General features: G+C 55.0%; 19 protein-coding genes. 12 read left to right on the forward strand and 7 right to left on the reverse strand.

From position 1 onward, the window contains the following. Positions 1-55 precede the first annotated feature (55 nt). Positions 56-2,176, reverse strand: a complete 2,121-nt coding sequence (glgX, locus tag B7G66_RS00850; RefSeq protein WP_003619371.1) for a glycogen debranching protein GlgX — start codon at positions 2,174-2,176, stop codon at positions 56-58. A 472-nt stretch (positions 2,177-2,648) separates the two neighbouring features. Here glgX and B7G66_RS00855 point away from each other — a divergent pair, with 472 nt between their 5' ends. From B7G66_RS00855 to B7G66_RS00870, 4 genes are all read left to right on the forward strand, one after another. Then, entirely contained in the window at positions 2,649-4,355 is a 1,707-nt protein-coding gene (locus B7G66_RS00855) for a carbohydrate porin (RefSeq protein ID WP_141312750.1), read from the forward strand. 319 nt (positions 4,356-4,674) lie between these two features. Continuing rightward, positions 4,675-6,069 carry an efflux transporter outer membrane subunit gene (locus B7G66_RS00860; RefSeq protein WP_159107936.1) on the forward strand — a complete coding sequence of 465 codons (1,395 nt, stop codon included), beginning with the start codon at positions 4,675-4,677 and terminating at the stop codon, positions 6,067-6,069. Between the two features lie 162 nt (positions 6,070-6,231). Further along, entirely contained in the window at positions 6,232-6,408 is a 177-nt protein-coding gene (locus B7G66_RS00865; RefSeq protein ID WP_075595412.1) for a DUF3311 domain-containing protein, read from the forward strand. Next, positions 6,405-7,916 carry a sodium:solute symporter family protein gene (locus B7G66_RS00870; protein ID WP_040511855.1) on the forward strand — a complete coding sequence of 504 codons (1,512 nt, stop codon included), beginning with the start codon at positions 6,405-6,407 and terminating at the stop codon, positions 7,914-7,916. The genes B7G66_RS00865 and B7G66_RS00870 overlap by 4 nt, the downstream gene beginning before the upstream one ends. A 775-nt stretch (positions 7,917-8,691) precedes the next feature. Here B7G66_RS00870 and B7G66_RS00875 read toward each other — a convergent pair. Next, positions 8,692-8,898: a cold-shock protein gene (locus B7G66_RS00875; protein ID WP_003619363.1), complete on the reverse strand. Its 207-nt coding sequence runs from the start codon at positions 8,896-8,898 to the stop codon at positions 8,692-8,694. A gap of 815 nt (positions 8,899-9,713) precedes the next feature. Between B7G66_RS00875 and B7G66_RS00880 the strand changes: the two genes are divergently transcribed. Beyond that, positions 9,714-12,125 carry a mechanosensitive ion channel family protein gene (locus B7G66_RS00880; protein ID WP_003619361.1) on the forward strand — a complete coding sequence of 804 codons (2,412 nt, stop codon included), beginning with the start codon at positions 9,714-9,716 and terminating at the stop codon, positions 12,123-12,125. A 64-nt stretch (positions 12,126-12,189) separates the two neighbouring features. On the opposite strand, the gene B7G66_RS00885 is transcribed toward B7G66_RS00880, so the two are convergent. Both B7G66_RS00885 and B7G66_RS00890 read right to left on the reverse strand, forming a co-directional pair. Beyond that, on the reverse strand, positions 12,190-12,495 hold the full coding sequence (locus tag B7G66_RS00885; RefSeq protein WP_003619358.1) for a hypothetical protein: 306 nt from the start codon (positions 12,493-12,495) through the stop codon (positions 12,190-12,192). A 789-nt stretch (positions 12,496-13,284) separates the two neighbouring features. Then, the gene (locus B7G66_RS00890) at positions 13,285-13,500 is read right to left on the reverse strand and encodes a hypothetical protein (protein WP_003619353.1); all 216 of its coding nucleotides are present in this window, start codon (positions 13,498-13,500) and stop codon (positions 13,285-13,287) included. Between the two features lie 469 nt (positions 13,501-13,969). Here B7G66_RS00890 and B7G66_RS00895 point away from each other — a divergent pair, with 469 nt between their 5' ends. The 3 genes from B7G66_RS00895 (at position 13,970) to B7G66_RS00905 (ending at position 18,191) form a co-directional block, all read left to right on the forward strand. Further along, complete coding sequence (locus B7G66_RS00895; RefSeq protein ID WP_062809236.1) at positions 13,970-14,362, forward strand: hypothetical protein; 393 nt, start codon at positions 13,970-13,972, stop codon at positions 14,360-14,362. A gap of 66 nt (positions 14,363-14,428) precedes the next feature. Further along, positions 14,429-16,771, forward strand: coding sequence for a TonB-dependent receptor family protein (locus tag B7G66_RS00900; RefSeq protein WP_003619349.1), 2,343 nt, complete (start codon positions 14,429-14,431; stop codon positions 16,769-16,771). 10 nt (positions 16,772-16,781) lie between these two features. Further along, positions 16,782-18,191, forward strand: a complete 1,410-nt coding sequence (locus B7G66_RS00905) for a PepSY-associated TM helix domain-containing protein (protein WP_003619347.1) — start codon at positions 16,782-16,784, stop codon at positions 18,189-18,191. A gap of 247 nt (positions 18,192-18,438) precedes the next feature. Here the strand turns inward: B7G66_RS00905 and B7G66_RS00910 are convergent, their stop codons facing one another. Next, positions 18,439-19,107 (reverse strand): SCO family protein, encoded by a 669-nt coding sequence (locus B7G66_RS00910; RefSeq protein WP_003619345.1) that lies wholly within the window; start codon positions 19,105-19,107, stop codon positions 18,439-18,441. A 40-nt stretch (positions 19,108-19,147) separates the two neighbouring features. After that, entirely contained in the window at positions 19,148-19,612 is a 465-nt protein-coding gene (locus tag B7G66_RS00915) for an Lrp/AsnC family transcriptional regulator (protein ID WP_040510685.1), read from the reverse strand. A 110-nt stretch (positions 19,613-19,722) separates the two neighbouring features. Between B7G66_RS00915 and B7G66_RS00920 the strand changes: the two genes are divergently transcribed. The 3 genes from B7G66_RS00920 (at position 19,723) to ddpX (ending at position 22,657) form a co-directional block, all read left to right on the forward strand. After that, complete coding sequence (locus B7G66_RS00920) at positions 19,723-21,240, forward strand: aminotransferase class V-fold PLP-dependent enzyme (protein WP_003619341.1); 1,518 nt, start codon at positions 19,723-19,725, stop codon at positions 21,238-21,240. Positions 21,241-21,355: 115 nt separating this feature from the next. Then, the gene (locus B7G66_RS00925; protein WP_139312461.1) at positions 21,356-21,973 is read left to right on the forward strand and encodes a hypothetical protein; all 618 of its coding nucleotides are present in this window, start codon (positions 21,356-21,358) and stop codon (positions 21,971-21,973) included. A 132-nt stretch (positions 21,974-22,105) separates the two neighbouring features. After that, positions 22,106-22,657, forward strand: a complete 552-nt coding sequence (ddpX, locus tag B7G66_RS00930) for a D-alanyl-D-alanine dipeptidase (protein WP_003619336.1) — start codon at positions 22,106-22,108, stop codon at positions 22,655-22,657. A gap of 547 nt (positions 22,658-23,204) precedes the next feature. Here the strand turns inward: ddpX and B7G66_RS17020 are convergent. Next, complete coding sequence (locus B7G66_RS17020) at positions 23,205-23,399, reverse strand: hypothetical protein (RefSeq protein ID WP_003619333.1); 195 nt, start codon at positions 23,397-23,399, stop codon at positions 23,205-23,207. A 257-nt stretch (positions 23,400-23,656) separates the two neighbouring features. Here B7G66_RS17020 and B7G66_RS00945 point away from each other — a divergent pair, with 257 nt between their 5' ends. Next, on the forward strand, positions 23,657-25,696 hold the full coding sequence (locus tag B7G66_RS00945; RefSeq protein ID WP_003619331.1) for an FUSC family protein: 2,040 nt from the start codon (positions 23,657-23,659) through the stop codon (positions 25,694-25,696). The last annotated feature ends 62 nt before the right edge of the window (positions 25,697-25,758 follow it).

Below are 25,758 nucleotides of genomic sequence, written 5' to 3' on the forward strand. Positions count from 1 at the left end.
TATTTACATTTTCAGAAGAATAACCACGACATACATTCCGTTTTCTGAAATGAATTTACACAAGTTCAAACAGCAGAACCGAACGCGCCACCACGCAATAGGAAGCACCGGCTGTAAAGACCGGTTCCTTGTCTTCCTCCGGCTGCGTCACATGCGTATCCAGCAACACGCGCCAGTGCTGTTCCGATACGGATGGCAGAACGAACTGCACATCTTCATGCCATGAATTGAACACCAGCAGCAGGGTCGCATCTTCCCCGCGCTTCATGAGCCCGGTCCTGCGTGCCCGTCCATCCAGCATCAGGCCAAGGCAGCGTGTCACATCCCAGTCAGCAACGACCATTTCATTGCCCGATGCATTAACCCATGTCAGCTCCTTTATATCCAGTTCGCTGTTATAGGCTTCTGTCAGAAACCGCCCACGCCGCAGGATGGGAAACCGCCTGCGCAATGCGGCAAGATACGAAACAAACCGTACAAGCGCCCCGTTACGTTCCAGAAGCGACCAGTCCACCCACGAAATATCGTTATCCTGACAATAGGCATTATTGTTCCCCTGCTGTGTGCGTCCGAATTCATCGCCCGCCAGAAGCATCGGCGTTCCCTGTGACAACAGCAGGGTCGCCAGCATGTTGCGCATCTGGCGTTCCCTGATGCCAAGGATCTGCGGATCGGACGTGGGGCCTTCCACGCCATAATTGCTGGAATTATTGTCCGATGAACCGTCGCGGTTCTCCTCTGCGTTTGCATCGTTATGCTTGTCATTGTACGAAACGCAGTCATTAAGCGTGAACCCGTCATGGGCCGTAATGAAATTGACGCACGACCATGGCTTGCGCCCCTGATGGTCAAACAGGTCCGGGCTGCCAAGAAGGCGCGGGGACAGACGGCTTGCCAATTGCGTACCTTTCCAGTATTCGCGGACATCATCGCGAAACCGGTCGTTCCATTCGGCCCAGCCGGGCGGGAATGCCCCCACCTGGTATCCGCCGGGGCCACAATCCCATGGTTCGGCAATCATCTTGACCGTCTCCAGCGTCGGATCCTGTGAACAGGATTTGAGAAAACCGGACTGATTGTCAAAACCATTGGGTTCACGCGCCAATATGGTCCCAAGGTCAAAGCGAAAACCATCGACATGCATTTCATCAGCCCAATAACGCAGGCTGTCTGTCACCATCTGTATGACACGCCGGTGCGACAGGTTGACGGTATTTCCCGTGCCCGTATCATTCACATAATATCGTGGCCGATCTGTAACAAGGCGGTAGTACGAAACATTGTCGATCCCCCGGAACGATAATGTCGGGCCAAGTTCGTTACCTTCGGCAGTGTGGTTGTAGACGACATCAAGTATGACCTCCAACCCGGCATCATGAATCTGCGAGACCATTTCCTTGAACTCCCGCAAGGATTGCGCACGGTCAGATGCATATCGGGGATCAGGTGCAAAAAAACCTATGGTGTTGTACCCCCAGTAATTGCACAACCCTTTCTTCAGGAGATGATCGTCACTGATGAAACTGTGTACAGGCAAAAGCTCGACTGACGTTACGCCAAGGGATTTTATATATTCCAGCACCTCACGCACCGCCATCGCGGCATAGGTCCCGCGCAGCCCCTCGGGAACAAGTGGATGCTTTTTCGTATATCCCTTGACATGGGCTTCATAAATAACCGTCTGGTCCCATGGAAGCGGATTGCGTCCCGATTGTCCACGCCAGTCGAAATTCGGATCTATGACCACACATTTCGGAACAAAGGGGGCACTGTCGCGGGTATCGAAACTAAGGTCCGCATCACGGTGCCCGATTGTATAACCAAAAAGTGCCTCATCCCATTTCAGATCCCCCAGATGCGCACGTGCATATGGATCGAGCAGCAACTTGTTCGGGTTGAAGCGATGCCCCACGTCCGGCTCGTACGGCCCATACACGCGATACCCATAGAACTGTCCCGGGCGCACATCAGCGACCCAGCCATGAAAGATCTGGTCGGTATATTCCGGCAGGGTAATCCGTTCGACTTCCTTTTCCCCACGTTCATCAAACAGACAGAGTTCCACCTTATGGGCATGGGCGGAAAAGAGGGCAAAATTGACGCCTTTCCCATCCCATGTCGCCCCACGGGGATAAGGAGAACCTTCGCGCAAACGTGGATTAAGCGGATTGGCCATCACAATTCCCTGCCCTGCAAATCATGCCTTATCCGGGCTAACCCATCATGCGCGCAACAGTTGCGATACGACCTGTTCAGGTGATCGTCATGCCATCTGCAAGCATCTGAAGTAAAACCTGATGCTTTATCCATTTACTTCCGAAAAAGAGTCTTTTCAGAGCATACCACAAGTCATGGGGATGTTTTTTGTGCATTGCAAAAAACTTATAGGATATTTAATTTATTTGACTGGGGTGTTTTTTTTGATACGATCCCATCCAATCATAAAAAAAGAAAAACAATACTATGCCTGACATCTCATTGCAGTTCCCGGACCTTCCCACGCCCCACGCGGGCAGCCCCCCTGCGTCCTGCCCCACCCAATCCGGGCAGACCCCGTCTGGAATAAACAAGGAGAACGCAGTATTCGCACCATGACACGCCCCCGCATAATGGGGGCGATATGGGACATACATAATCCCTTATAAAACCTGACAATAATAAAAAAAGAACTGACATGGTCATGCAAAAGACACCGTACATCTTTCGCGCGGTCGCCCTGTGCGCTGCCTGCGTTCATATGTTCCATCCTGGCAACAGTTGCGGGAATTGCCCTGCCGCATCCCGCACAGTCACAGCCAATTACAGATACCACGGTATCACGCGCGCCAATCACAACGACCGTACCACCAAAGCATGAAAATGCCGAGGAGTACGGCCCCACCCCACGCAGCATCCAGCGCCCGCCCAACACCCCGATTCCCCCAAGCGGGGTGCCACTGATCCCCACGGCAGGGCTTGCCCCCCTCAGCGTGGCCCCCATCAGCAGTCCAGGGGACAAGACATCGTTCCATAAGATCGAACTTGATGCGCTCAGCCATCATGAAGGGCCTTCCGGCATGCTTCCGGCCTCGCTTGATGCGTTGCGTGATACCGACCTCGAAGATCCTTATTATGTCCCAACGGCAGGCACCGGCCACCTTGTCCCGCAACTCAAGGGAGTGAGGTCCACACTGCTTAACCACGGTGTCAGCTTTGCTTTTACCTACAAGGGGGAGGCTATGGGCGTCATTGATGGCGGTGTGCAGCGTGGAATGAGTTATGTCCATGAATTGACCGGGCAGGTCAACTTCGACCTTGAAAAGATGGCGAACCTGACGGGATGGTCAGTCCACACATTGGTCATGGAACGCGCCGGCCGTGCCGTCAGCCATGACCGGGTGGGGGAATATTACGTCAACCTGCAGGAGTTTTACGGCCTGTCGGGACATATGGTCGCACATCTGGTTGATTTCTATGCGGAAAAAAAGCTGCTGAACAATCACCTCGACATCACGTTCGGACGTATGGCGCTGACACATGTGTTCGCAACTTCGCCATTACTGTGTTCATTCATGGTGACATGTTCCGCCCCTGTCGCCCTGAAACTCGATCCAGGCTTCAGCGTCTATCCCAAGGCCACCTGGGGGTCACGCCTGCGCCTGCGCCCCACACGCGATACAGCAATCCAGTTTGGCGCATATGAGGTCAGTCCCCTCGCCAGCAATCCCAGCGGCTGGGCATGGGGCAGCGAACCCGCGACCGGCCTGATGCTGCCGGTCGAATTCACGTGGCAGCCGTTCCTGACACGCAACCGCCTGCCGGGACATTATGTCCTTGGTTATGCCCATGACACCACACGTTATCCCGATCAGATCGGTGTCAGCCTGCCTGCCGCCCTGCGCGCCCAGGCCGGGCGGCAACGTTCTGCCCCGATGGATATGTTCTGGTTTGAAGGCGACCAGATGATCTATCGCCGGGGTGGGCGCAACCAGATGGCAGGTGGATACCTGATGGCGGGATATATCCATAATACCCCGCATGTGACATCCATTGCGGATGAAGCATATGGCGGCCTGTCATTCGCGGCGGTCATCCCGTCACGCATGACGGACCGGCTGGGTATCATGTATTCATGGTATCATGTCAGCCATCGCAAGGAAGAAGGCCAGATCATGATCCAGAATGCTGGCTATTCCCTCGGCGCCGCCGTGCGCGGACCACAGACCAGTTCGCATATCATCGAGGCCTATTACGCAATCGACGCCGCCCCCGGCGTCCTGGTCCAACCTGAGTTTGAATACATGATCCATCCAGGTGAAACCCGCCACATCCCCAACGCAGCACTCGTCGGCCTGAAAGTAATCGCAAACCTGTAAGTGTCTATTAAAAACAATAATTTGATTTACAATAAATTTCCTGATGTGTCGCCCCAATCCCAAAAGGCGACACTCCTTGATATTTTATGCATGACTCCGTCACCAGAGATTTTATGACCATCTTTAACTTTTTTCATTCATGGGCACATTTTGTCACAAATTAAACACAACAGGATAAAATCAGACAAATATTTGACATAAACCAGAAAAAGACAGGAAATATATTCCCGTATATAACTTTTTTATGGAAAGTTTCAGTGCAGGGAAAATAAAATTCTGGAATCGCGCCTTCTTTGCGCCCCTGATTCTTGCCTTTGTCATGACAACCCTGCTTGGTGCATGTTCCGTTGGTCCCCACTATCACCCGGAACACGCTTTCCTACCCGCGCATTATCACGAAGATGACGCCCGCGACCCGGATTTCCGTCCACAGGAACTGGTCCAGTGGTGGCAACAGTTCCATGATCCCATCCTTGATCGCCTGGTCTCGCTTGCCTTTGATTACAATCACGATATCCGTGCCACGGCGCAACGTGTCCTGATTGCCCATGCGCTGCGTGATATTGAGGCATCACAATGGTATCCCCAGATTGATTTCAGCAGCCTTAATGGCGACCTGATGAAATCGACAAGCCTGTCGAATTCCATGCCGCATGTGGATGACCTGCCGCGTGATCCACACGCCTCTTTGCTGTCTTACGGATTTGGAGCAAGCTGGCAGATCGACCTGTTTGGACGCATACGCCACCAGGTTGATGCCCGCGACCGGGCCGTTGAACAGGCACAGGAAAACCGGCACGCCATCATGCTGACTGTGCTTGCGGAGGTGGCACGCAACTATATGACATTACGGGGCACGCAACACCGCCTGGACATCATCAATCAGCATATCGTCACGGCCGGACATCTATATGACCGCGCCATACGCCTTCAACAAGCCGGGGTGGGCAATACGCTGCATGTCGCACAGACGGCATCGCTGCTCCACACACAACAGTCACAACGCGCGGCACTGTGCAAGACGATCAGCCAGAGCATACATACACTGGAAATCCTGGTCGGGCATATTCCGGGCACATTGCGCGCGGAACTGATCACCACCGTGCCATTGCCACGCGTGCCGCCTGCCCCACGGACATTGCCGGTCCGCCTGCTACGACATCGGCCCGACATACGCCGGGCGGAACGGATCTATGCCCAGGCAACGGATGATATCGGGACCGAGGTGGCCGGTATGTATCCGAATATCGTAATCCCGCTGACATATACACCCAACGCCTCCACCGTTTCACAACTGTTTGCGGCCGGGGCGCAGGCGTGGCAGGCGCTTGCCATGACATCACTGCCTCTTGGGCATGGGGGACAGCAGCAGGCACGGGTAAGGTCGGCACAGGCCATCGCCGAAGCAGGGCGACTGCATTACCATCAGCAGATCCTGACCGCCCTGCGGGAGGTAGAGGACGCCATCGTCGCATGGAATGGCAAGAAAACCCATGTACACCTGCTGCATCAGGCGGCATTGCAAAGCCGTCTTGCCAACCTGCGCAGCCGCAGACTTTACGAGGCCGGGATTTCAGATCTTCTGAACGTTCTGGAAACAGAGCAGTCCGCCCTGCGGGCTGAGGATACTGAATTATGCGCCCATATTGACTGGCTCCACCGGACGGTTGACCTGCATGTCGCGCTAGGCAGTGGATGGGAAAGCCGTATCTGAGCCTGTATTTTTCATATCCCAATGTAATGCAGACATTGTGCGACGCACAATTTATATCGTAATTTTATTATAATTACTTAAATATAAACATTAATACTTGACATCCATAAGCATTTTTCAGATGTTTTTGCACGGCCACTAAAAACAAAAAAGACGGTCAGCATGAAACAAGCCTGTTTGCTTCTCCTCCCTTTCGTGGGCCTGTTATGGGTTCCACTATATAACCGAACGGACCCGGTTCTGTTCGGTTTCCCATTTTTTTACTGGTATCAACTGGCATGGGTGCCCGTCACCTCGGTGCTGATCTGGTGCGCATGGAAAACGGGGAAACGCTCATGAATACGACACCCTTACCCGGCGCGGCCGGAATTGGCGTTTTCATCTTCTTTTTCGTCGCCACCATCGTAATCGGCACCACCGTGCGCCTGTGGCGCCCACTGCTGCAGCGGGGGCGGACACGTCCCACCACGGGGGGAAACGATGAATGGGGCCTTGGTGGTCGCGCATTTGGCCCATGGATCACATGGTTCCTGGTCGGGGGGGATTTCTATACCGCCTATACGGTCATCGCCGTTCCTGCCCTTGTCTATTCAACCGGGGCCTATGGCTTTTTCGCCCTGCCTTATACCATCATCGTCTATCCGTTCATTTTCGCCGTCATGCCACGACTGTGGACGATCGCGCGTAATGGCGGCCATTCCACGGCGGCAGACGTGGTGCGTGCACGTTTCAACAGCCGCACTCTGGAACTTGCCATCGCCCTGAGCGGCCTGGTCGCAGTCCTGCCTTACATCGCGCTGCAATTGATCGGCATCCGCACCGTAATCGAGGCGCTGGGTTTTTCCGGCACCCTGCCATTGGTCTTCGCCTTTGTCTCTCTTGCAGCCTATACATGGCTTGGGGGTCTGCATGCGCCCGCCCTGACGGCATTCATCAAAGATGTCATGATCTATATCGCGGTCCTTGCCGCCGTTACGATCGTGCCGATGTATCTGGGCGGATATGGACACATGTTTTCTGTTGCGGCGCAGCACCTGCCTGCAACAACAAACGGGCAACCGCTATCATCATCTCAGGTCATTCCTTACGCATCGCTGGCCCTTTCCTCCGCCTTTGCCGCATTCTTATATCCCCACACACTGACTGGTATCCTTGCGGCAAAATCCGCCGATACCATCCGGCAGAACGCTGTCTTCCTGCCGATCTATACAATTGTGCTGGGCCTGATCGCCATGCTTGGCCTGATGGCACATGCGGCGGGTATCGTGACCTCCTCATCCTCTCAGGTTGTGCCGCAGCTTTTCCTTGCGATCTTCCCGTCATGGTTTGCAGGGTTCTGCTTTGCCGCCATCGCCATCGGGGCACTGGTGCCCGCATCAGTCATGGCGATTGGCGCAGCCAACCTGATTATGCACAATATCCTGACCGGTCATAAGAATTCGGTTGCAGGGGCACGGATGGCAGGCTTTGGCATCAAGGTAGGCGCATTGCTGTGTGTCCTGTTCCTGAACGCCAAATTTGCAATCGACCTGCAGCTTCTGGGCGGAGTGATAATCCTGCAAACTTTCCCGGCGCTGGTACTGGGATTGCTGCCACTGCGTATGCCTGCGCCCGCATTGATCGCGGGGTGGGTCATCGGGTCGGTTGTTGGGTTGTGGTTATGCTGGCTTGACGGGTTGAAGCCACTACACACGATTGGCACGGGCACGATGACGGTTGCCGTCTCCACTGGCCTGCTGGCACTTGTAATAAATATTGTCGTGACGCTGGGCTGTTCTATGGCCATGCGCGCACTGCGTGTCCCTGCATCACCAATGGCACTCCCTGCCGAACCGCAGGGGAAATGATCCAGCCAAGGCGGGAGATCATTTCTCCCGCCTTTAAATGGGAAAGGATCATTCCAGGGCATCGCTTTTTACAAAATGGAATTCCTGATTTTTTATACTGCATAAATATATGAAATAGGAGGGTTTCAGACCATTTTCTATTTATTATTTAGTCAGGACTTTCCCCTGCCATCTTCGGATGGTATCTGCACCTCTATGAAGATGATTTGAAAACAATGGAATTCATAAGAAAATATTTTATATATTACCTTGTTTTTGAAATAATTTCATATAATTTAAGGTAATTTATAATTCCAATAGCTTACTGATTTTCTTCATTCAGGCAGCCTGTTGCCTGATCCTCCCAATACCAGCAGGAACCGACCGGATATACTATTTTATCCAAGGTATTCCTGCCCCACATAAAATATATCACCATAAGGGAAATCACGCTTATGCGGATTTCGGCAAACGATCTACTTACCCCTTAGCAAGCAACAGATATTTTCGAATAAATTTTACAATACCCTGAAATAATCTGTCGATTACAATAGAAGTGACACGATACACAAAGATATCGCATACACGCCAATTCAGGGCTTCCAGATTGGATGTCTTGACCCAAAAAAACGTAAGACACCAACATCACAGCCAGTATGTATCAGGAGGATAGTGCCAATAGAAAACTTGACAGCAAGCACATCTGCATCAAATCTGTGCTTATTCAACACTACTTATATATTATTACAACAGGCACAAAAAAGGGGCGCCAGAGCACCCCTTTTTCCCATGGCAATCAGACAACCTGCAGGTTTGCTGCCGACGTCTTGCCATTACGACCTGTTTCCAGTTCGTAGGACACTTTCTGACCTTCGTTCAGACCATGCAGGCCTGCGCGCTCCACGGCGCTAATATGGACGAAAACGTCTGCTGTGCCGTCATCCGCCTCAAGAAAGCCAAAACCCTTTTGGGCGTTGAACCATTTAACTGTGCCTGTAGCCATGACAGGACTCCTATATAACCCGGCAGCCATGCGACCTTGCATGGATTAAAACCCTTCATTTGCGGAGAAACCGAACAGTGCCGATTGGACACATAGTAGCTTTACCGTGGCAGAAAAGTTCAGCCGTGGGCCTTACATAAATCAAGGCGCTTTCAAATGCACGGTTTTTATTATTCCAGACACAGAATATTTCATGCCTGCGCCGGGAATAAGGATCAAATCCGGCTACAGGGGACTGTAAAAAATAACTTTTTTTGTCAATATATGAGCTTTCATCCGCCTGAGAATCAGCCATCAAGGTGAATAATATCGCATGACCACATATCAGACCCGGTCCAGAAGGCGAAAGTCCTGCCAGTCGCTTTCCCTATATGCACATACTTTCTACCGAGGGGGAGAATACCAACACCGCACCATCCCAATCACCACCCAGGACTGGCAGGGGAAGCATATCCAAAATCAGGCGCGGTAATTAAATTTTATATATAATATATATTTAATTTTTAATTATATATAGGTAAAATACCTATTGAGATAGGAAATAAATACCATCCCACAATCAGGAAAATAAAATAATTTATTGCATATCAGGCTAGCATTTTCAGGCATGCGGTTTACAGCCCATCTCTGCGATAACGCATGCCGCCTGTGTGGCACGCTGAATGAAGGCCCGCATTTATGTCCACGGACAGGCTGAACCTTGCTGTCGGGACGGAACGTGGAAGATGCGTCATTCTATGGATATTGCTTGTCAGGATGGGGCCTCCGTCAATCGGTTGCAACGGACATCGATAATACAGGGCGTCCTTACGCCCATGATCCTGCACATCGCCATCATGGCGATCCTGCTGCTTTCACTTGCGGGCCTCCATGGTGTCGCCCATGCGCAGGACACTGCCCCTGGTCTCGATAACGGTGCTTCTGCCCCCGGCATTAGCCGTGAGCAGGCGCAACAGGTATTGTCGGTCATCAACGACCCTGAAAAGCGGGCTGCGTTTGAAAATACGCTCTCTGCCCTTGTATCCCAGTTGCCGCCCCCATCCTCCCCTCACCATGCATCCCCCTCGCCCACCGCTACGGATACCCTTTCCGTCCAACCCGATAGCCTGGGTAGCGACTTTGTGCAGGACATGTCGTCCCTGCGCGATCGCCTGCTGGTGCAGGCCCAGCATTTCGTCGCCCTGTTTGGGGACCTTGTCTTTGTTGCGCACTGGACACACACGGTATTCACCGACCAGCAATCACGCGGCATCATGCTTGATGCAGTGGGACGGGCGACGTTTATCCTGCTGATTGCCCTGATGGCAGAACATGTCATCTCCCTCCTGCTACGTCGCCCGCTCAAAAGTGTTACGGCACGTGCCATTGCTACCGAACATCGCCTTGCCATGACGGCATCCCCGGCCACCCCACAGGCCATGAATGATATGGATGCACAACAGGCCCAGCAACAGGATGCACAGGCGCAGCACGCCACATTACGCCTGCTGGCGCGCGTGCCATATTCCCTTCTGCATCTTTTGATAAAACTGCTACCGGTGGGGCTGTTCCTTGCATTGGGTTACGCTTTTGCCTCCCTTCTGACCACGACGCACCAGGCGGCACTTGTCACGATCACACTAACAAACGCCTATGTCGTCGCGCGCGTAGTGTATCTGCTGATGGAAACGCTTTTCGTTCCGCATTCGCCCGCCATCCGCCTGTGCAACGCCTCCGACCAGACGGCCTTCATGGTGACGCGCTGGCTCAATTTCCTTGTGGCGGCTCCTTCGGTTGTGGTCTGCCTGTCCACGCTTGGTGGCGTATTTGACATGCCCGCACGTGGGACAGAAGCGATCATTCGCACTGTGGTCCTGGTGGAACACGTGCTTGTAGCAATTTTTACATGGCGGGTACGCATGCATGTGGCGGCCGCCCTGCAACCGTCCGAACGTCTGCGCAAACAGCCATTCTGGATGTTCATGGGGCGGATCGTCTATCTGTGGTGGGTCCCGGCGATGTTCTTCAACTTCGCATTATGGCTGATCTGGGCAACACATATCAGCGGGGGATATGAATGGATCATCCGCACGGTCATCCTGACGACACTTGTCATCATCCTGTCGCGGCTGTTTTCATTATTGGCCTATAACCTGCAAAATCGTCTATTTCATATCTCTCCCACTCTGGAGGCACGCTACCCCGGCCTACAGGCACGCGTGAACCATTATTACCCCATTGCGCGCAAAACACTGGCTTTCCTGCTTTCTTTCGTGACCATGGTGCTTTTCCTGCAATCCCTGGGGCTGCCGGCCATCCATTTTTTCCTGCATGGACGGCTTGGAACCAAGATCATTGCCGCACTCCTGACGGTTCTTGTCGCCTACACGATTGCGATCATCGTATGGGAAGGCGTCAATGCGGCACTTCAGAAACAGATCGACCATTTCGATGCCACCGCACAGGAAGGCCGCGCCAGTCGCCTGCGCACCGTCCTGCCCATTATCAAGACGGTGCTACTGGCGATCATTGTTATCATTGTGGCAGTGACCACACTGTCGCAGATCGGGATCAATGTTGCTCCACTGCTGACAGGGGCGGGGATCATGGGCGCGGCCATCGCCTTTGGCGCGCAGAGCCTGGTCAAGGACTTCATCACCGGGTTCTTCATGCTGGCGGAAAATGCGGTGCAGGTGGGGGATTGGGTTACGGCAAGCGGTATTTCCGGCACCGTCGAACATCTGTCGATCCGCACGTTGCGCCTGCGTTCGGTCAATGGAGACCTGCATATCATCCCATTTTCCGAAGTCTCCTCCATCGCCAATACATCACGCGATTATAACCTTGTGGTCACGAATTTCATGATCGACCTGAGCGAAGACCCGCAGCGTGTTGCCACGATCCTGCATGAAGAACTCGAAGAACTGCGCAAAACCACGCGCTACGGACACCTGATCCTGACGGAATTCTCCTTCCTCGGGATCGAGCAGGCCGATGGCAACGGGGCCAATTTCCTTGGGGCTTTCCGCACGACGCCCGGATCGAAATGGACGGTCTATCGTGCTTATTACAGCAGGCTTGCAGTCAGAATGAACAAGGAAGGAATAAAATTCCCAACACCCAGCAACATCAATCTTCTGGCTAACGTACCCGGGGCTTCGGCACTGGATATCCGCCTGAAGGACACCACGCCTCCAATATCTGGACAGAAAGCAGGACCACAGGCGGTTCCCCCGCAGACCACCTGAACACCGCGCATCTCCGTCACCCTGCCTTGCACGCTTACATGAGGCAAGGCAGGGAAAACTGGTATCAGGCCACGCGAATTTCCACCGTATGCAAGCCCTTGAGGTCATGTGCATCAGGATGACCGACATGGAAAGGTTCAGACGGCAGCATCTTTAGATCGGAAATGCCCGTCAGCGGCAGGCAACTCCACTGCCCGGTCGGCGCAACACCTTTTTGATGTGCATCTTCTCCACGATAAATCAGGACATGCGCGACACCATCGGTTTCACCCAGAGCATGCGGGGAACCGATATAATTTTTTTCATTAAAAGCAAATCCAACAACAACTTTTTTCTGAATTGCCTCACGCAGGCTATCATGAACTGACATTAATAATTTCCATTCCGGTCTAAAGAAGGTTTCATACACTACGCGTTATAACGCAGCCTGCCTTTTATACCCTTCCCGTCAGACCAGAGAAGTGCGCCACAAAACCCGCAAGCGCAATTCAGCCCTGCATGCCCCCACCGCCATGCAGCCATGAAATCCCGCATGCCTGCTGCAAAGCCGGAGGCGTGCAGGCAGGACGGTCATATCATGCTGCATGAAGAATTTTTTGAAAAACCTTAGAGACTTTTTAAGAATGTAAATCCGATAAGATTGTGAAATTATAAAATTTTTTGGTGAATCTTTTTTCAAAAACCTTTGAAAGACGTTGCCTTGCGATCGAAAGGCAATACCAAAAATCTTTTCCTACTGTTTATCAAAGGCTTGTTTTCAAAAAGTTCCTGAAAACAAGAAAAGTTTTTGGGTGCTGACTTTTTTCAAAAAGGCGGCGTCTTCTGAAGCTTTTTAGAAAAAGCTCACCAAAAAATTTTATAATTTCACGATCTTATCGGATTTAGCTTTTCAAATAATATCTTATGAAAATATTATTATGTTTCCTAAATATTTTCCCGACAGCCTCATCAATACTGAAAAAATGTCGCAGTTGCATCGGACAGGGCGGACATCGTCAACGCCCCGGTCCATGCACAATGCACGATCCAAACAAACAATGCGCCACAGATCATACCCACTGCCGCATGGTCGTGTCTTACTCCCCTGCCCGTTGAACATGATGCCGCCGCAGGAGCATGTAGGGAACGGGTTTGGATCAATTTTCTGACCGCCTGCAAATCAGTTGAACTCCACAGTTAACTGTCGCGACAGGCTGGTGCGCCGAAAGGAAAGCGCCACCTGTTGTGTCAGGTCATCATCATGCGACAGCGAGCGGTTATGAAATGAACGTACACTGTCATGCGTGGCATAAAAACGTCGGGTCTTGCCATCCAGCTCTACAATAACCGTTCCAACAAACGTGCCATCGATTTCGATAATATGAGTTTCAAGCATCGGTTTACTGCCTTTCCTGCCCGTCATTACAGGCCATATGCCAGCAGCATTGCCACTGACTATCCTTTCCAGATGCGCCCTGTGGGCCAGGGACGCATATTCGATAGGTAACATCGGCCGATGCGACACATTCGTGCGGTCAGACGGGGCATGAACCTGTATTTCCTGTCCTGATCCCGGCATGGGAATGAACGATGGGCAAAGAATATGCGCGCCCTGAAAGTGCGTCAATAAAAATATCATTCTTTTTTGTTTTATATTTTTATATACGATTTATGTTGTGAATTTTACAAATTCCATGCCATATGGACGTGAGAATCGTGGATATGCCATGCTCACCATACAGGCGCCCCTGATCGAACGGACGGTCATGAAATTTGCAATTGCCTTGCCCTCCATCACCGGTCAAAATAGCAACAGCCCAGCTACATGTTCCCGCTGGTCCGACCATTTCCATAAAGGCCACGCAATGACAGCCAGACAGCAGCAGGGAGGCCCGACCATTATCGCATGGTCGCTGATCCTGCTGGCGCTGATCAGTCGCATCGCCTTTGGTGGACTGGCTTCCCCGGATAATGTGCTTCATTCGCAAGGCGAACAGCAATCACTGCTGTCGATCCTGTGCGAAGGCGACCTGCCCCCAGATGATGGCCATCACGCCCATCACCTGCCTGCCACCGATATGGCGACCCTGCTGGCCGAAGCACATGGGCTGGATGCCCCGCCGATGCTGGGAACTGTACCAGTGGGCCCCGACATGCTGGCACTGCTGTCGGGGGTGTGGATATTCCCACCAGTGCGCGGCCCGCCACGTGCACGCTATTCCCCATTATGCCCGCAAGGCCCCCCTCACCTGAACTGAATCGCCTTCCTTATTGCCCCGCCATCGTGCGGGCGCACCCGATTCATATTTCAGGTCTATTCAACCATGTATTGTGCATTCAATGCGGCGTGGCGTCCTGCGCACGTCGCGGGCTGCATGGCGGCATTCGCGGCCTGCACCGCGATTTCACTCGCCCATGCCGCTGACGCCCCCCATCATCATGGGGCGGCCCATCATCATACCCACACCACAACCAGCGCGCCGAAACCTTCAGTCAGCGCAGGGGAACGGATTACTGTAATCGGGACATCACATGTCCCGGCGACACTACGCCCCGCCGGTCAGACAACCTACAGCGCATCACGCGAAAGCTTTGCCGGTCATGTGGGTCAGAGCGTGGCCGACATGGTGGTCACAATCCCCGGGGTCAGCTTTGTCGCAGGAAATGGTCCACGCGACGTCGTGGTGTCCGTGCGCGGCTCGGGCGACAGGCAGGCCTATGGCATGAAAAACATCCAGGTACTGGAGGATGGTTTTCCCATGACCCAACCCGATGGGACGGCGCGTTCCGACCTGATCGACCCGCATGCCTATGACGGGGTGGATGTGTTTCAGGGACCGGCCTCCACCATGTTTGGCAATTACGCAATCAATGGCGCAATCAATTTCCGCACACGCCGGGGCGCGGATATCCATGGGCTGGAGGTCGGGTCGGATTTCGGCAGTTTCGGCATGGTCAATAATTATGCCACGCTCGGCCTGTCGGGCCGGAAATATGACCTTGTCATCTTTGGCAGCGACGTGCGCGGAAATGGCTTCATCGCCAACAGCGGTTATCAGACCTCGACTGAAAACCTGCGCCTTCGGGTCAACCTGACGCCATCAGACCGCCTGATCGTAAAATTCGTCAACAACATCACCGATACCCACCTGCCGGTACGGTTGTCACTGGCACAATATACCACCAACCCGTTCCAGTCGGGATGCGCCGATGCCAGCCATGCAGCCGCAGGATGCGCCACAGTCAGCCTGCTGTCGAACGGTAGTTATGGGGCGCGTGTCGCCACCAGCCCGCAGGCTGCCGGGCTGGGCCGGTTCGACCGCCGGACAGTCGCGGGCGTGCGGTGGGAACATGATATCAACGCATCCACCACGGTACGGACGCAGTTCACCTATGACCAGCGACATATCGACCAGCCCACGTCACCCTATGCCTATACCGGTCCCTATGATTCCTATGCTGCCAGCAGCGAGGTCACCAACACAGCGCATCCCGGTCGCATGGCGCTGAACAGTTCGGGAGGCATCAGCTTTGATGACCTGGATGGCCTGTCCAATGTCTATAATGTCGCCCCTGGCGGACATGCACGTCAGGGTGCACTGACGCAATCAAGCTGGAGTCACCAGTGGAACGCGGGTCTGCATTTCCAAGAGGATCTGCAATTCGCACGGGCATGGCACCTCGTGGTCGGACTGGGGGGCACCTATTCAGGTCTGGAGGCGCAGGAAACCCTTTTGACCAACAGCGCCAGCGGTAGCACACGCCGCCTTGTCGCTGCTGACCGGCATTTCTTCAACCTTGCGCCCGAAGCCGCACTGACCTATGCGCCGTCACGTAACTGGACGCTGCATACACGGGTGGGCACGGCCTATGCCACCCCCACCACATCAAACCTTTTCATCACGCCGCAGGGCACATATGGCAACAATACCCGGCTGAAGAGCGAAACGAGCCTTGGCTTTGACTTGGGGGCAGAATGGCATCCATCCTCCACCATTAATATACAGGCAACGGGTTTTTACGAATTCTACCGCAATGAACTGGTCAGTCAGTCAGCCGGGGTGAACACGGTGGGCGCCTATACGTTCAATGCCCCCGCGTCACAACATCGCGGCGTGGAAGTCGGGGCGACATGGACACCCCTGCCACGCGCGCTGTCAGGGGCCAGAGTCATGCTGAGCTACACCTATGACAACCAGATCTATACCCGTTATACCGAAGTCCTTTCCAACAGCACGATGTCACGCGCGCTTGACCGGTCCGGGAACAGCATTCCGGGCGTCATTCCGCATTTTCTCAATGCCCGCCTTCTGTATGACCAGCCAAGCGGCCCCTTACAGGGACTGGGTGGTTATGCCGAGGTGACATGGCGCGGGGATTACTGGCTGGATAATGCCAATCTTCTCAAGGCGCCAGGATACGCACTGCTCAATCTTGAACTGCATTACGATCCCCCTGCACGTTTCGGATGGATACGTCATCTGCATGGTTTTTTCGAAATACAGAACGTGGCCAACCAGACCTACATCGCCGGGGCAACCAATATTACCGATGTGCTTGCATCAAATGGGCATAATGCGGGGGCGGCTGTTCTTGCGACCCGTACAGGCTCGATTTACGCCGGTTCCCCACGCGCCTTTTATGGCGGCGTGAAGGTCCGTTTCTGAGGATAGATTGATGAATATCCCCCATAACGGTGCCCGCCACCGCATAATGCGCGCGCTGTGGCCCGATTATCGTATGGTCTGGCGATGGCATTTCCTTGCCGGCCTGCTTTGCCTGCCTTTTGTGGCCTTCCTGTCCCTGACGGGTGGCATCTATCTGTTCAAACCGCAGGTTGATGACCTGATCGACTGGCGTTACGAACATCTCGCCACGGGGGGCAATAACGCCCCCCCGTCACAGGTGGTCGCAGCCGCCCTGTCAGCGGTGCCAGGATCGCATCTCCTGGCCTATGAACTGCCACGCACCGCACACAGCGCCACACGTGTGATCGTAAGCCATGGGGCCGATGCGGTACGTGTCTATGTCGATCCCCACTCGCTTAAGATATTAAAGCATGTTTCTGAAGAACACCGTTTCGAGCGTATTATTTTCAACCTGCATGGGCAGTTGCTACTTGGCAATGTCGGTTCCGTAATCGTGGAAATGGTGGCATCGTGGACAATCGTTCTGATTGTAACCGGCCTGTATCTGTGGTGGCCACGCGGGCGCAAAGGACAAACCGGCGGCGTGGTATATCCCCGCCTCAACGCGCGGGGGCGGACACGCCTGCGCGATCTGCATGCCGTCACCGGCGCATGGCTTTCGCTCTTTGTCATACTGTTCCTTGCATCCGGCCTGCCCTGGTCGTTTGTATGGGGGCACGCGCTGCAATCCGTTGAAAAAACCATTGGTCGCATCACAACAATACAGGATTGGGAAATCGGTCATGTCCGCGTGCGCGACACCATCGCGGGGACACCTGCCACGCCCCCCATACCGGACACCATGACAGGCATGAAGGGTATGTCCTCCATGCCTGGTATGGATATGCCCCCTGTCGCCACCGCACCGGTTCCTCCCCTGGATGAGGCAGCTCTTGACAGGGTTGCGCTGACGGGGGCGACGCTCGGCCTGCGCTATCCCGTGCTGCTTACCCCCCCGCCACAGGCCGGACAACCATGGCAGGTGCGTTCCGATACACAGGACCGCCCCTGGCGCATGACGGTGCGCATCACCCCCGACGGGCAGGTCGTAGGGCGCGACACATTCGCGGACAAACCGATCGTAGATCGGGTAATCGGCTATGGGGTGGCCGCCCATGAAGGCCAACTGTTCGGGATTGCCAACCAGATCATCAACCTTGTGGTTGCACTCGGCCTGCTGGCGATGAGTATTGCCGCCTTCGTAATGTGGAGCCGTCGCAGGCCACCGGGCCATATCGGTATCCCGCCATCGGTGCGCGACGGACATCTGGGGGGGGCAACCATCACCTGCATTGTGGTGATGGGGATTGTCCTGCCAGAACTCGGTGCCGCACTAATGGTGATTGTCCTGCTATGCGCCCTGACGAACCCCGACAGAAACTCAGCCGATAAATCATAGTTTTTTTGATGAAGATTTTTTCACAGGCTTTGAAAAGGAGATCTCTTACCTGAGAAAACACGGGACCAATTAGCCTTTATTTTCTTCAAGACTGTTTGAAAAGTCAGGCTTGACAACATCCTGAAATGATAAAGGTTTTTGGTGAAGCTTTTCCCAAAAAGCTTCAGAAGATGCCGCCTTTTTGAAAAAAGGCGGCATCAAGAAACTTTTCTCGTTTTTTATCAATGACTTGTTTTTAAACACTCTCTTACCCTGCGGGCAGGAGATTGCGTAACCGTGTGGCAATTTCCTCCGCACTGGAATCCACGGGAAACATGGACACCATATGGTTCTGCCCATCCATCAGGAACAGCATCGAACTATGATCCAGTTGATAATTCCCGGCGGTGGCAGGCGTGGCCTGTCGTGGGCGGACCATCACGTGAAATTCCGCAGCCACGGCATGGATCGCCTGCGGGTCACCTGTCAGGCCAGTAATACGCGGGGAAAAGGATGTGACATAATCATGGACACGCGCAGGCGTGTCACGTGCCGGGTCGATGGAAATGAAAACCGGCACAACCTGCTCCCCACGCGCACCAAGCCGATCCAGCGCCGCCGTCACGGTCGCAAGCGTCAGCGGGCAGACATCCAGGCAGTGAGTATAGCCGAAATACAGCAACGTATAACGTCCATGGAACGATTGCTGCGTCACGACATGGTTCGTATCATCCAGCAGGGTATAAGGACCACCGATTTCCTCCACCGGCCGGTTTGCGATCAAGGCACGAAAACCCGCCGCCGCGCATAACAGGATCGCGGTTGCCGCCGCCAATCCCAACAATGCACGGCGTTCGCGCCGTTTACGCACGGCCGCCGCAACGCCACGCCCGTCCTTTCGCGCACGCGCCCTGGCGGAAGAAGATGGTCCCTTCATGTCCTCCCACTACCTCATCCGCGCACGCAACGCCACGAATTCAGCGTACGGGCAGGTCGCGGTTATTGGCGATGGCTTCCATCGTGATGTACGACGTGATGGAGTCCAGTTCGATCTGTTCGATAAGCCGTTGGTAGATCGCATCGAACGCGTTCATGTCCTCTGACATGATCTTGAGCATATAATCATAATCGCCTGCGATGCGGTAAAAATCGATCACATTGGGGATGCCCATGACGATCATGCGGAATTTCTGCAGCCATTCACGTGAATGATGGCGGGTACGCACCATGACGAATACCGTCAGCCCAAGGCCCATCCTGTCCGGGTCAAGACGCACGGTCTGCCCGGTGATGACCTTCCTTTCACGCAGGGCCTGCACCCGCCGCCAGCAGGCATTTTGCGACAGCCCCACACGATCGGCCAGTTCACGTTGCGACAGGCCGGCATCATTTTGCAGGGCCTGCAGGATGCAACGATCAAAATGATCCATTTCTTTAGTCATTTTAGATCATATGACCACAAAAATATAAAAATAAAGCAGAAAATGGGAAAACACCTCCTGTACAAACAGATAGGCTCTGCGCAGCACGACATTCACGGGAAAACCGACAGATGCAGGACGAAGCCACCCTCTATGCCTCCTTTGCCGCCAGCCTGCGTGAAGGGGACACCTTGGCGCTGCTGCGCGCGGGCCTGATCGGGGAAGGTATCATGATCCCCGGCCCTTTTGGGCCGCATGGGCTGATCTATGCCGATTACGTGGCTTCAGGCCGTCCCCTGCGGCAGGTGGAGGCGTTCATCGCAACCCATGTCCTCCCCTATTATGCCAACAGCCATACCGAAGCGTCCTTCTGCGGCGCTTACATGACCCGCATGCGCGCCCGCGCCAGGGGGGAAATTGCCCGGCTGTGTGGTGCGGATGATGGATTTTCGGTCATTTTCACCGGGTCGGGCGCCACCGCAGGGATCAATCGTCTTGTCCACCTGCTGGGCGTAGGGCCGAACGGCGACAATGGGGACGTGGGCAGGCCGATTGTTTTCATCGGGCCATATGAACATCACTCCAACATCCTGCCGTGGCGCGAAAGTGGCGCCGAGGTCATCGAAATCCCCGAGGCACAGACCGGCGGCCCTGACCTTGCCGCCCTTGAACGCGCCCTGTGCGCCACATCGCCCGACAGGATCAGGGTCGGGGCATTCTCGATCGCCTCCAACGTTACGGGCATCATCACCGATGCCAACGCGACCACTGCGCTCCTCCGCCGTCATGGGGCGCTGGCTGTATGGGATTATGCCGGGGGTGGCCCCTACCTGCCGGTGGACATGATGGCGCAGACCCCGTGGGAAAAGGACGCGGTGGTCCTGTCGCCGCATAAATTCATTGGTGGCCCGGCATCTTCCGGTGTCATGATCGTGCGCAACGCAGCCCTGCGCCGGTCACGCCCCACCATGCCTGGGGGCGGGACTGTGCGCTTCGTCTCCCCATGGGGGCATGATTATTCCCAAAGCCCGATCAGCCGGGAGGAAGCCGGCACCCCCAATGTCATCGGCGACATCCGCGCGGCGCTGGCCTTCATGGTCAAGGACGCCATAGGACAGGATACGATGGACGCACGCCATGCCCGGTTACGGCAACGTGCATTATCCGTATGGTCCACCAATCCGTCGCTGCGTATCCTTGGCAACCCGCGGGCCGATGCGCATCTGCCCTTCTTCTCGTTTCAGGTGCGCGACCCGGAGACGGGCGAACCCGTCCATCAGCAATTATTTACCCGCATGCTCTCGGACCTTTTCGGCATTCAGGCACGCGGAGGATGCGCCTGCGCAGGACCATATGCGCATCGCCTGATGGGCATTGAGCAGGCACATTCGGACCTGTTGCGCACGGCCATCCTGTCCGGGCAGGAAATTGACAAGCCAGGATGGGTACGCCTCAATTTCAGTGTCCTGATGGATGACGCAAAGGCAGATAAGATCATCCATGCAGTCGATACCCTTGCCCGCGACAGCAGACAGGCCGCATCCCTGTATGCGTGCGACACCAGCACCGCGCGCTTTACCGCCCGTGCAGGGGTAACACCACCGCCCATCGCGACACTGTCGCGATATGCAGGGGGCGGTGTTGCGTAAATATGCGCGCGACAGGACACCGCAACAGGACCCGGCCATGCTGATACGGATTGCCTGAACGGCAGGTTCACGGATACGATGCCCGCTTGTGACGCACAATGCGCGATAGGGGATTTTGTTGTATATCAAGCGCAACCTGCTACTGATCGCGGCGGGCGTGACCGGTCTGTCGATCCTGTTGCTGATGGGCGGTTATTTCCTGTGGTCGGACAACCGGGACGTGGATTTCGCCAGGCATAACATCCTGATGAAACATTCACAGGAAGAGGCCGCCTATGTCCAGCAACTGGATGAAGTGAACCAGACGGTTGTCCGTGACCAGAGCGTGTTCCTTGACGTGCATCTCAAGGATTTTGACCAGATGGCCACCCAGGAGGAAAAAGCGTGGCTTCTGAAACAGTTCACAAAATTCGATATCAGCCGCATCAAGGTCTTTGATGGTCTGAATATTACACCCTATTCAGGGATTCCGTGCCATCTGGAACTCTGCTTCGTCCCCATCTTTGCCGAGGAAACATACAGGGATCTGGAAAAGCACCTTGAATATATCCAGGTTGACGCCCTTGATGGCATTTCGCGCACGCTGATCATGGATGCCGAACAGTTCTGGCACCTGCGAAAAATGGTGATCCGTAACGACCAGATCCTGTTCGCCCATATGCGGCCCCAGATGGTCGCCTATGAAAACGAAGTGGAAATACGGAAAATGAAGGATGAAATGGGTATAAAGTAGGACAAGGCCTTCCCCACAAAGGAAATAGCCTGCATAGGGTTCGAAATATACTTTCCAGAATTTTTTAATATAGTTCGTTTGAAATTTTTGCGAACATTCCCTTAATTGATACAGCAGACGGGACGGATATGCATGTTACTGCCCATTAAGGAAACTGCGGGAGTCATTCTCGACATCCGCTATGCTTCGGACAATAATTTTGTCGGTCGTGCGGTCTATGCCCGCCCTGTTGCCCTGCTGCATCGGGAGGCACATGCGGCCTTTGTCCGCGCACTTGCCCGCGCGCAGGTCCTGGGACTTGGCTTTCGGATATTCGATGCATTTCGCCCCATCGAAGTGCAATCCATCCTGTGGGACGCGGTATCGGACAAGACATTTGTAGCCGACCCGGCCCTTGGCGGCACCCATCCACGCGGCATCGCACTTGACCTGACGCTGTTCGACCTTGCCACGGGGGAGGACCTGCCCATGGGAACCGGGTTCGATGCCGTAACCCCACTCTCGGCCCATGGCGCGCTTGAGGGCCTGTCGGCTGAGGTGATCCGCAACCGTGCCCTCCTGCTCGGGCTGATGAGTGCGGCGGGGTGGGACAGTTATGAGCCGGAATGGTGGCATTACAACCTGCCCGATGGCGATGCCCTGCCGGTCCTGTCGGCAGCGGACGTACCTGAAGGGCCTCTATAGGTCATCGGTCCACAGCGCAGGAACGTGCGCTGCCCGCATCAAATGCGGCGGGATTATCCTGCACCTGCTTCCCATCGCCCGGCGCATTTCCATCGTGGCGCTGATACGATGGGGCTGAATCACGACAGTTTCCACCGCCAGCATGGGCATCCGGGGAAGGCATCCGGCCTGACCCACTATCATATCGGCCCATGGACAGCACATTCCCGTCGCCATGCTGCCACACGCGATGCGGGACAGTTCCCCCCACCAATGACTAAGTGCAAGCAGGAACGCAATCATCATATCATCGGTCATGGCGTCTGGGATATGGACCACGGCTTTCGTCATGCTTAAGAGAGTATTTGAAAACAAGTCATTGATAAAAAACAAGAAAAAATTTCTGGGTGCTACCTTTTTTCAGAAAGGCGGCGTCTTCTGAAGCTTTTAGAAAAAGCTTCACCAAAAACCTTTATAATTTCAGTGTGTTATCAATCCTGACTTTTCAAACAGTCTCTAAGCTTAACTTTGGATCAAGTGCAGTCATTTACAAAACCGTTGAGCGTACTCAGCTACGGTTCAGGCAGGGCAGGCATGATATCGAGGGAAGCGTAGCGCCACCATTGCGTACCACAACATGAATAAAGGCAGCAGGCACCAAAAGCATATCCGACAGGTCACGCACCATACAGACAGCATCTGGCACATTTCCGATCACGGATGGCGTCAGCGCCAGCGACACGATATCGGGCTTTATCAGCACTCCGCCATTCCCTGATAACGCAGGCAGCCACATTGCCTGCCCCCGATGGATCAACAATGCACCATGACGGCCAGAATCCCACGCGGTCCCCTTATGATGGCGGGAATATGTTGATAAATCGGCTACGTCGGTATTTTTTCTTTCATGAAACAATCGACAGTTATCGTGTCAGCCTGTTCTTTCATGATAGGAACCTGCAACAGACCGACCATGCCAGCCTACACTTTACTTTCGTGCCTCCATTTATGCGGTAGTCCATGAAGACAAAACTACGCCCACGCCAGTATGGCCCCCTGCGCACCCTGTCGCGCCGACTGACGCCCACCCGCCTGACGCACTGGCTGGGCATACGGGCCATCAGCATGGCGCCCGAACAGATTGCCCTGCGCGAAGGGCTGCGTGCGGCGGTGGCGGTCGGCATCATGATGGCGCTTGCGCTGACGTTGCAGATGCCGCTGATGGCATGGTCGGCCTTTGCCGCGTTCTGGACCTGCCTGGTCGACCCTGGTGGCCCGCTGGTCGCCCGGCTGCGTACGTTGCTGACATTCGGCACGATGGGCACTGTAATTGCCGCCATAATGTCCATGGCGGCGGGGTATGGTCCCGTGCTGGCCGCACCATTACTGGCTGTGATTGTCCTGTGCTGCGGATTGAGCCGTCTGCGTGGCGCCACCGCGACGCAGATCGGGGTACTGGCCGCCATCGTGGCGGTCGTGGCCATCTGTTATCCCATGCCACCACATGGCGCGCTTGTACTGGCCGGGTTGTTTGCACTGGGGGCCGGATGGGCCGTGGTGGTCTGTACCATTGCATGGCCCGTGGATGCATATGCCCCGCTGCGCCAAGCCTGTGCAGAAATATTTCGCGAAGAAGGGCGCATGACCCGACGCATGGTGATCCCACCGCGTCAGGGTATGGCTGGCATAAGCGGTGCGCGCACTTCGATTGGTGCCTATCGTCGCGAAATCCGCAGTCGCATCGAACGGACCCGCGCACGCATCGAAATCCTGTCACCAGATGCCGCAGGCAGCCAGACACGCGCCGTTTTGTTGCCCACACTGGAAATATGCGATCGGATTTTCGTGGTCCTGATCGCTTTTGAACATGCGGTCCTGCTGGCACCGCCATCGCCGATGACGCGCCGTATCCTGCGTCATCTGATGGTCATGCTTGAACGTGCGGCCCGGGTGGTGGGTCAACCCACCCCCGATACGATGGCGCTACAACGCCATATCGCGCGGATTGATATGCTCTGCGCCCATGAAAACAGCCTTTATGGCCGTGGCGCACGCACATGTGCCATGGCCCTGCGCGACCTGCTCTCCACGTTGTCCGAAACACCACGTCAGCACCCCGTGATCCATGACGGGGGGCGGACGGCGCATCAGGCACGATGGCGCGGATGGCCGATGGTACTGCGCCACGCCATGCGCCTGTCGGTATCGGTGCTGGTGGCTTATGGCATCACGCGGGAATTCTCCCTGCCCTATGCCTACTGGGCCATGATGGCGGTGGTCGTGGTCATGCAGCCACAGGGCGTGATCACCCTGCCCCGCACGATCGAACGTGTCGTGGGCAGCATCGCGGGCGGGTTGCTGGCTGCCATCATGGGCGTCGTGCTGCCCATGTGGCTGATCCTCGTGCTGATTTTCCCGCTGGCTGCGGCAACGATTGCATTACGGGCGGTCAATTACACACTGCTTGTCCTGTTCATGACGCAACTGTTCGTCCTGGTTACGGACCTTGTCAGTCCAGGCGCAGGATGGGATGTGGGCATGGCACGATCGGTCAATAACATCATCGGCAGCCTTGTCGGGCTGGCGGGATGCCTTGTGCTCTGGCCCGAACGCCGCGGCCCTGCCCTGGCGACCCAGGTGGCGGAAGCCTTTATCGCCAATATCCGCTACGCCGTCATGGCGACCGGCACGCATGAGGCCGAACGTGAGAAAATCGAACAGGCCCGCCGCATGGCAGGCACCACAAGCACCCGGGCCGAAATCCAGTGCCAGCAGACCCGGCTGGAAGGATTGCACAGATCCGCCCGCCTGGACCGGGCGGAACAGATCCTGTTTGCCCTGCGCCAGATGGCGGGAATGGCCAGTGTCAACTGGATGGAACGCTCCCTGTCCCCCTCCAGCGCGGAGGCAACCACACCGGCACGGTTTGCACAGGTCATGCGCCAGATGGAATGGCCCGAAATCGTCTCCCCACCGCATCGCACCCTACCCTCTCTGGATGAAATGGCCGCGATGCTGCATGATATGACGCCTGTGGGCGAAGATATCCGTACATCGTAAGAGACTGTTTAAAAAGTAAGGCTTGATAACATCCTGTAATTATAAAGGTTTTTGGTGAAGCT

The organism is Novacetimonas hansenii JCM 7643 (genome assembly GCF_000964405.1).
Taxonomy (GTDB): Bacteria; Pseudomonadota; Alphaproteobacteria; order Acetobacterales; family Acetobacteraceae; genus Novacetimonas; species Novacetimonas hansenii.

What these genes read in the sequence shown, in the direction of transcription:
- B7G66_RS00895 (WP_062809236.1), top strand. Translation starts at nt 13,970, where the DNA reads ATGACAGCCAGACAGCAGCAGGGAGGCCCGACCATTATCGCATGGTCG.
- B7G66_RS00920 (WP_003619341.1), top strand. Translation starts at nt 19,723, where the DNA reads ATGCAGGACGAAGCCACCCTCTATGCCTCCTTTGCCGCCAGCCTGCGT.
- B7G66_RS00880 (WP_003619361.1), top strand. Translation starts at nt 9,714, where the DNA reads ATGATCCTGCACATCGCCATCATGGCGATCCTGCTGCTTTCACTTGCG.
- B7G66_RS00865 (WP_075595412.1), top strand. Translation starts at nt 6,232, where the DNA reads ATGAAACAAGCCTGTTTGCTTCTCCTCCCTTTCGTGGGCCTGTTATGG.
- B7G66_RS00945 (WP_003619331.1), top strand. Translation starts at nt 23,657, where the DNA reads ATGAAGACAAAACTACGCCCACGCCAGTATGGCCCCCTGCGCACCCTG.
- glgX (WP_003619371.1), bottom strand. Translation starts at nt 2,176, where the DNA reads ATGGCCAATCCGCTTAATCCACGTTTGCGCGAAGGTTCTCCTTATCCC.
- B7G66_RS00885 (WP_003619358.1), bottom strand. Translation starts at nt 12,495, where the DNA reads ATGTCAGTTCATGATAGCCTGCGTGAGGCAATTCAGAAAAAAGTTGTT.
- B7G66_RS00915 (WP_040510685.1), bottom strand. Translation starts at nt 19,612, where the DNA reads ATGACTAAAGAAATGGATCATTTTGATCGTTGCATCCTGCAGGCCCTG.
- B7G66_RS00860 (WP_159107936.1), top strand. Translation starts at nt 4,675, where the DNA reads ATGACAACCCTGCTTGGTGCATGTTCCGTTGGTCCCCACTATCACCCG.
- B7G66_RS00890 (WP_003619353.1), bottom strand. Translation starts at nt 13,500, where the DNA reads ATGCTTGAAACTCATATTATCGAAATCGATGGCACGTTTGTTGGAACG.
- B7G66_RS00870 (WP_040511855.1), top strand. Translation starts at nt 6,405, where the DNA reads ATGAATACGACACCCTTACCCGGCGCGGCCGGAATTGGCGTTTTCATC.
- ddpX (WP_003619336.1), top strand. Translation starts at nt 22,106, where the DNA reads ATGTTACTGCCCATTAAGGAAACTGCGGGAGTCATTCTCGACATCCGC.
- B7G66_RS00875 (WP_003619363.1), bottom strand. Translation starts at nt 8,898, where the DNA reads ATGGCTACAGGCACAGTTAAATGGTTCAACGCCCAAAAGGGTTTTGGC.
- B7G66_RS00910 (WP_003619345.1), bottom strand. Translation starts at nt 19,107, where the DNA reads ATGAAGGGACCATCTTCTTCCGCCAGGGCGCGTGCGCGAAAGGACGGG.
- B7G66_RS00900 (WP_003619349.1), top strand. Translation starts at nt 14,429, where the DNA reads ATGTATTGTGCATTCAATGCGGCGTGGCGTCCTGCGCACGTCGCGGGC.
- B7G66_RS00905 (WP_003619347.1), top strand. Translation starts at nt 16,782, where the DNA reads ATGAATATCCCCCATAACGGTGCCCGCCACCGCATAATGCGCGCGCTG.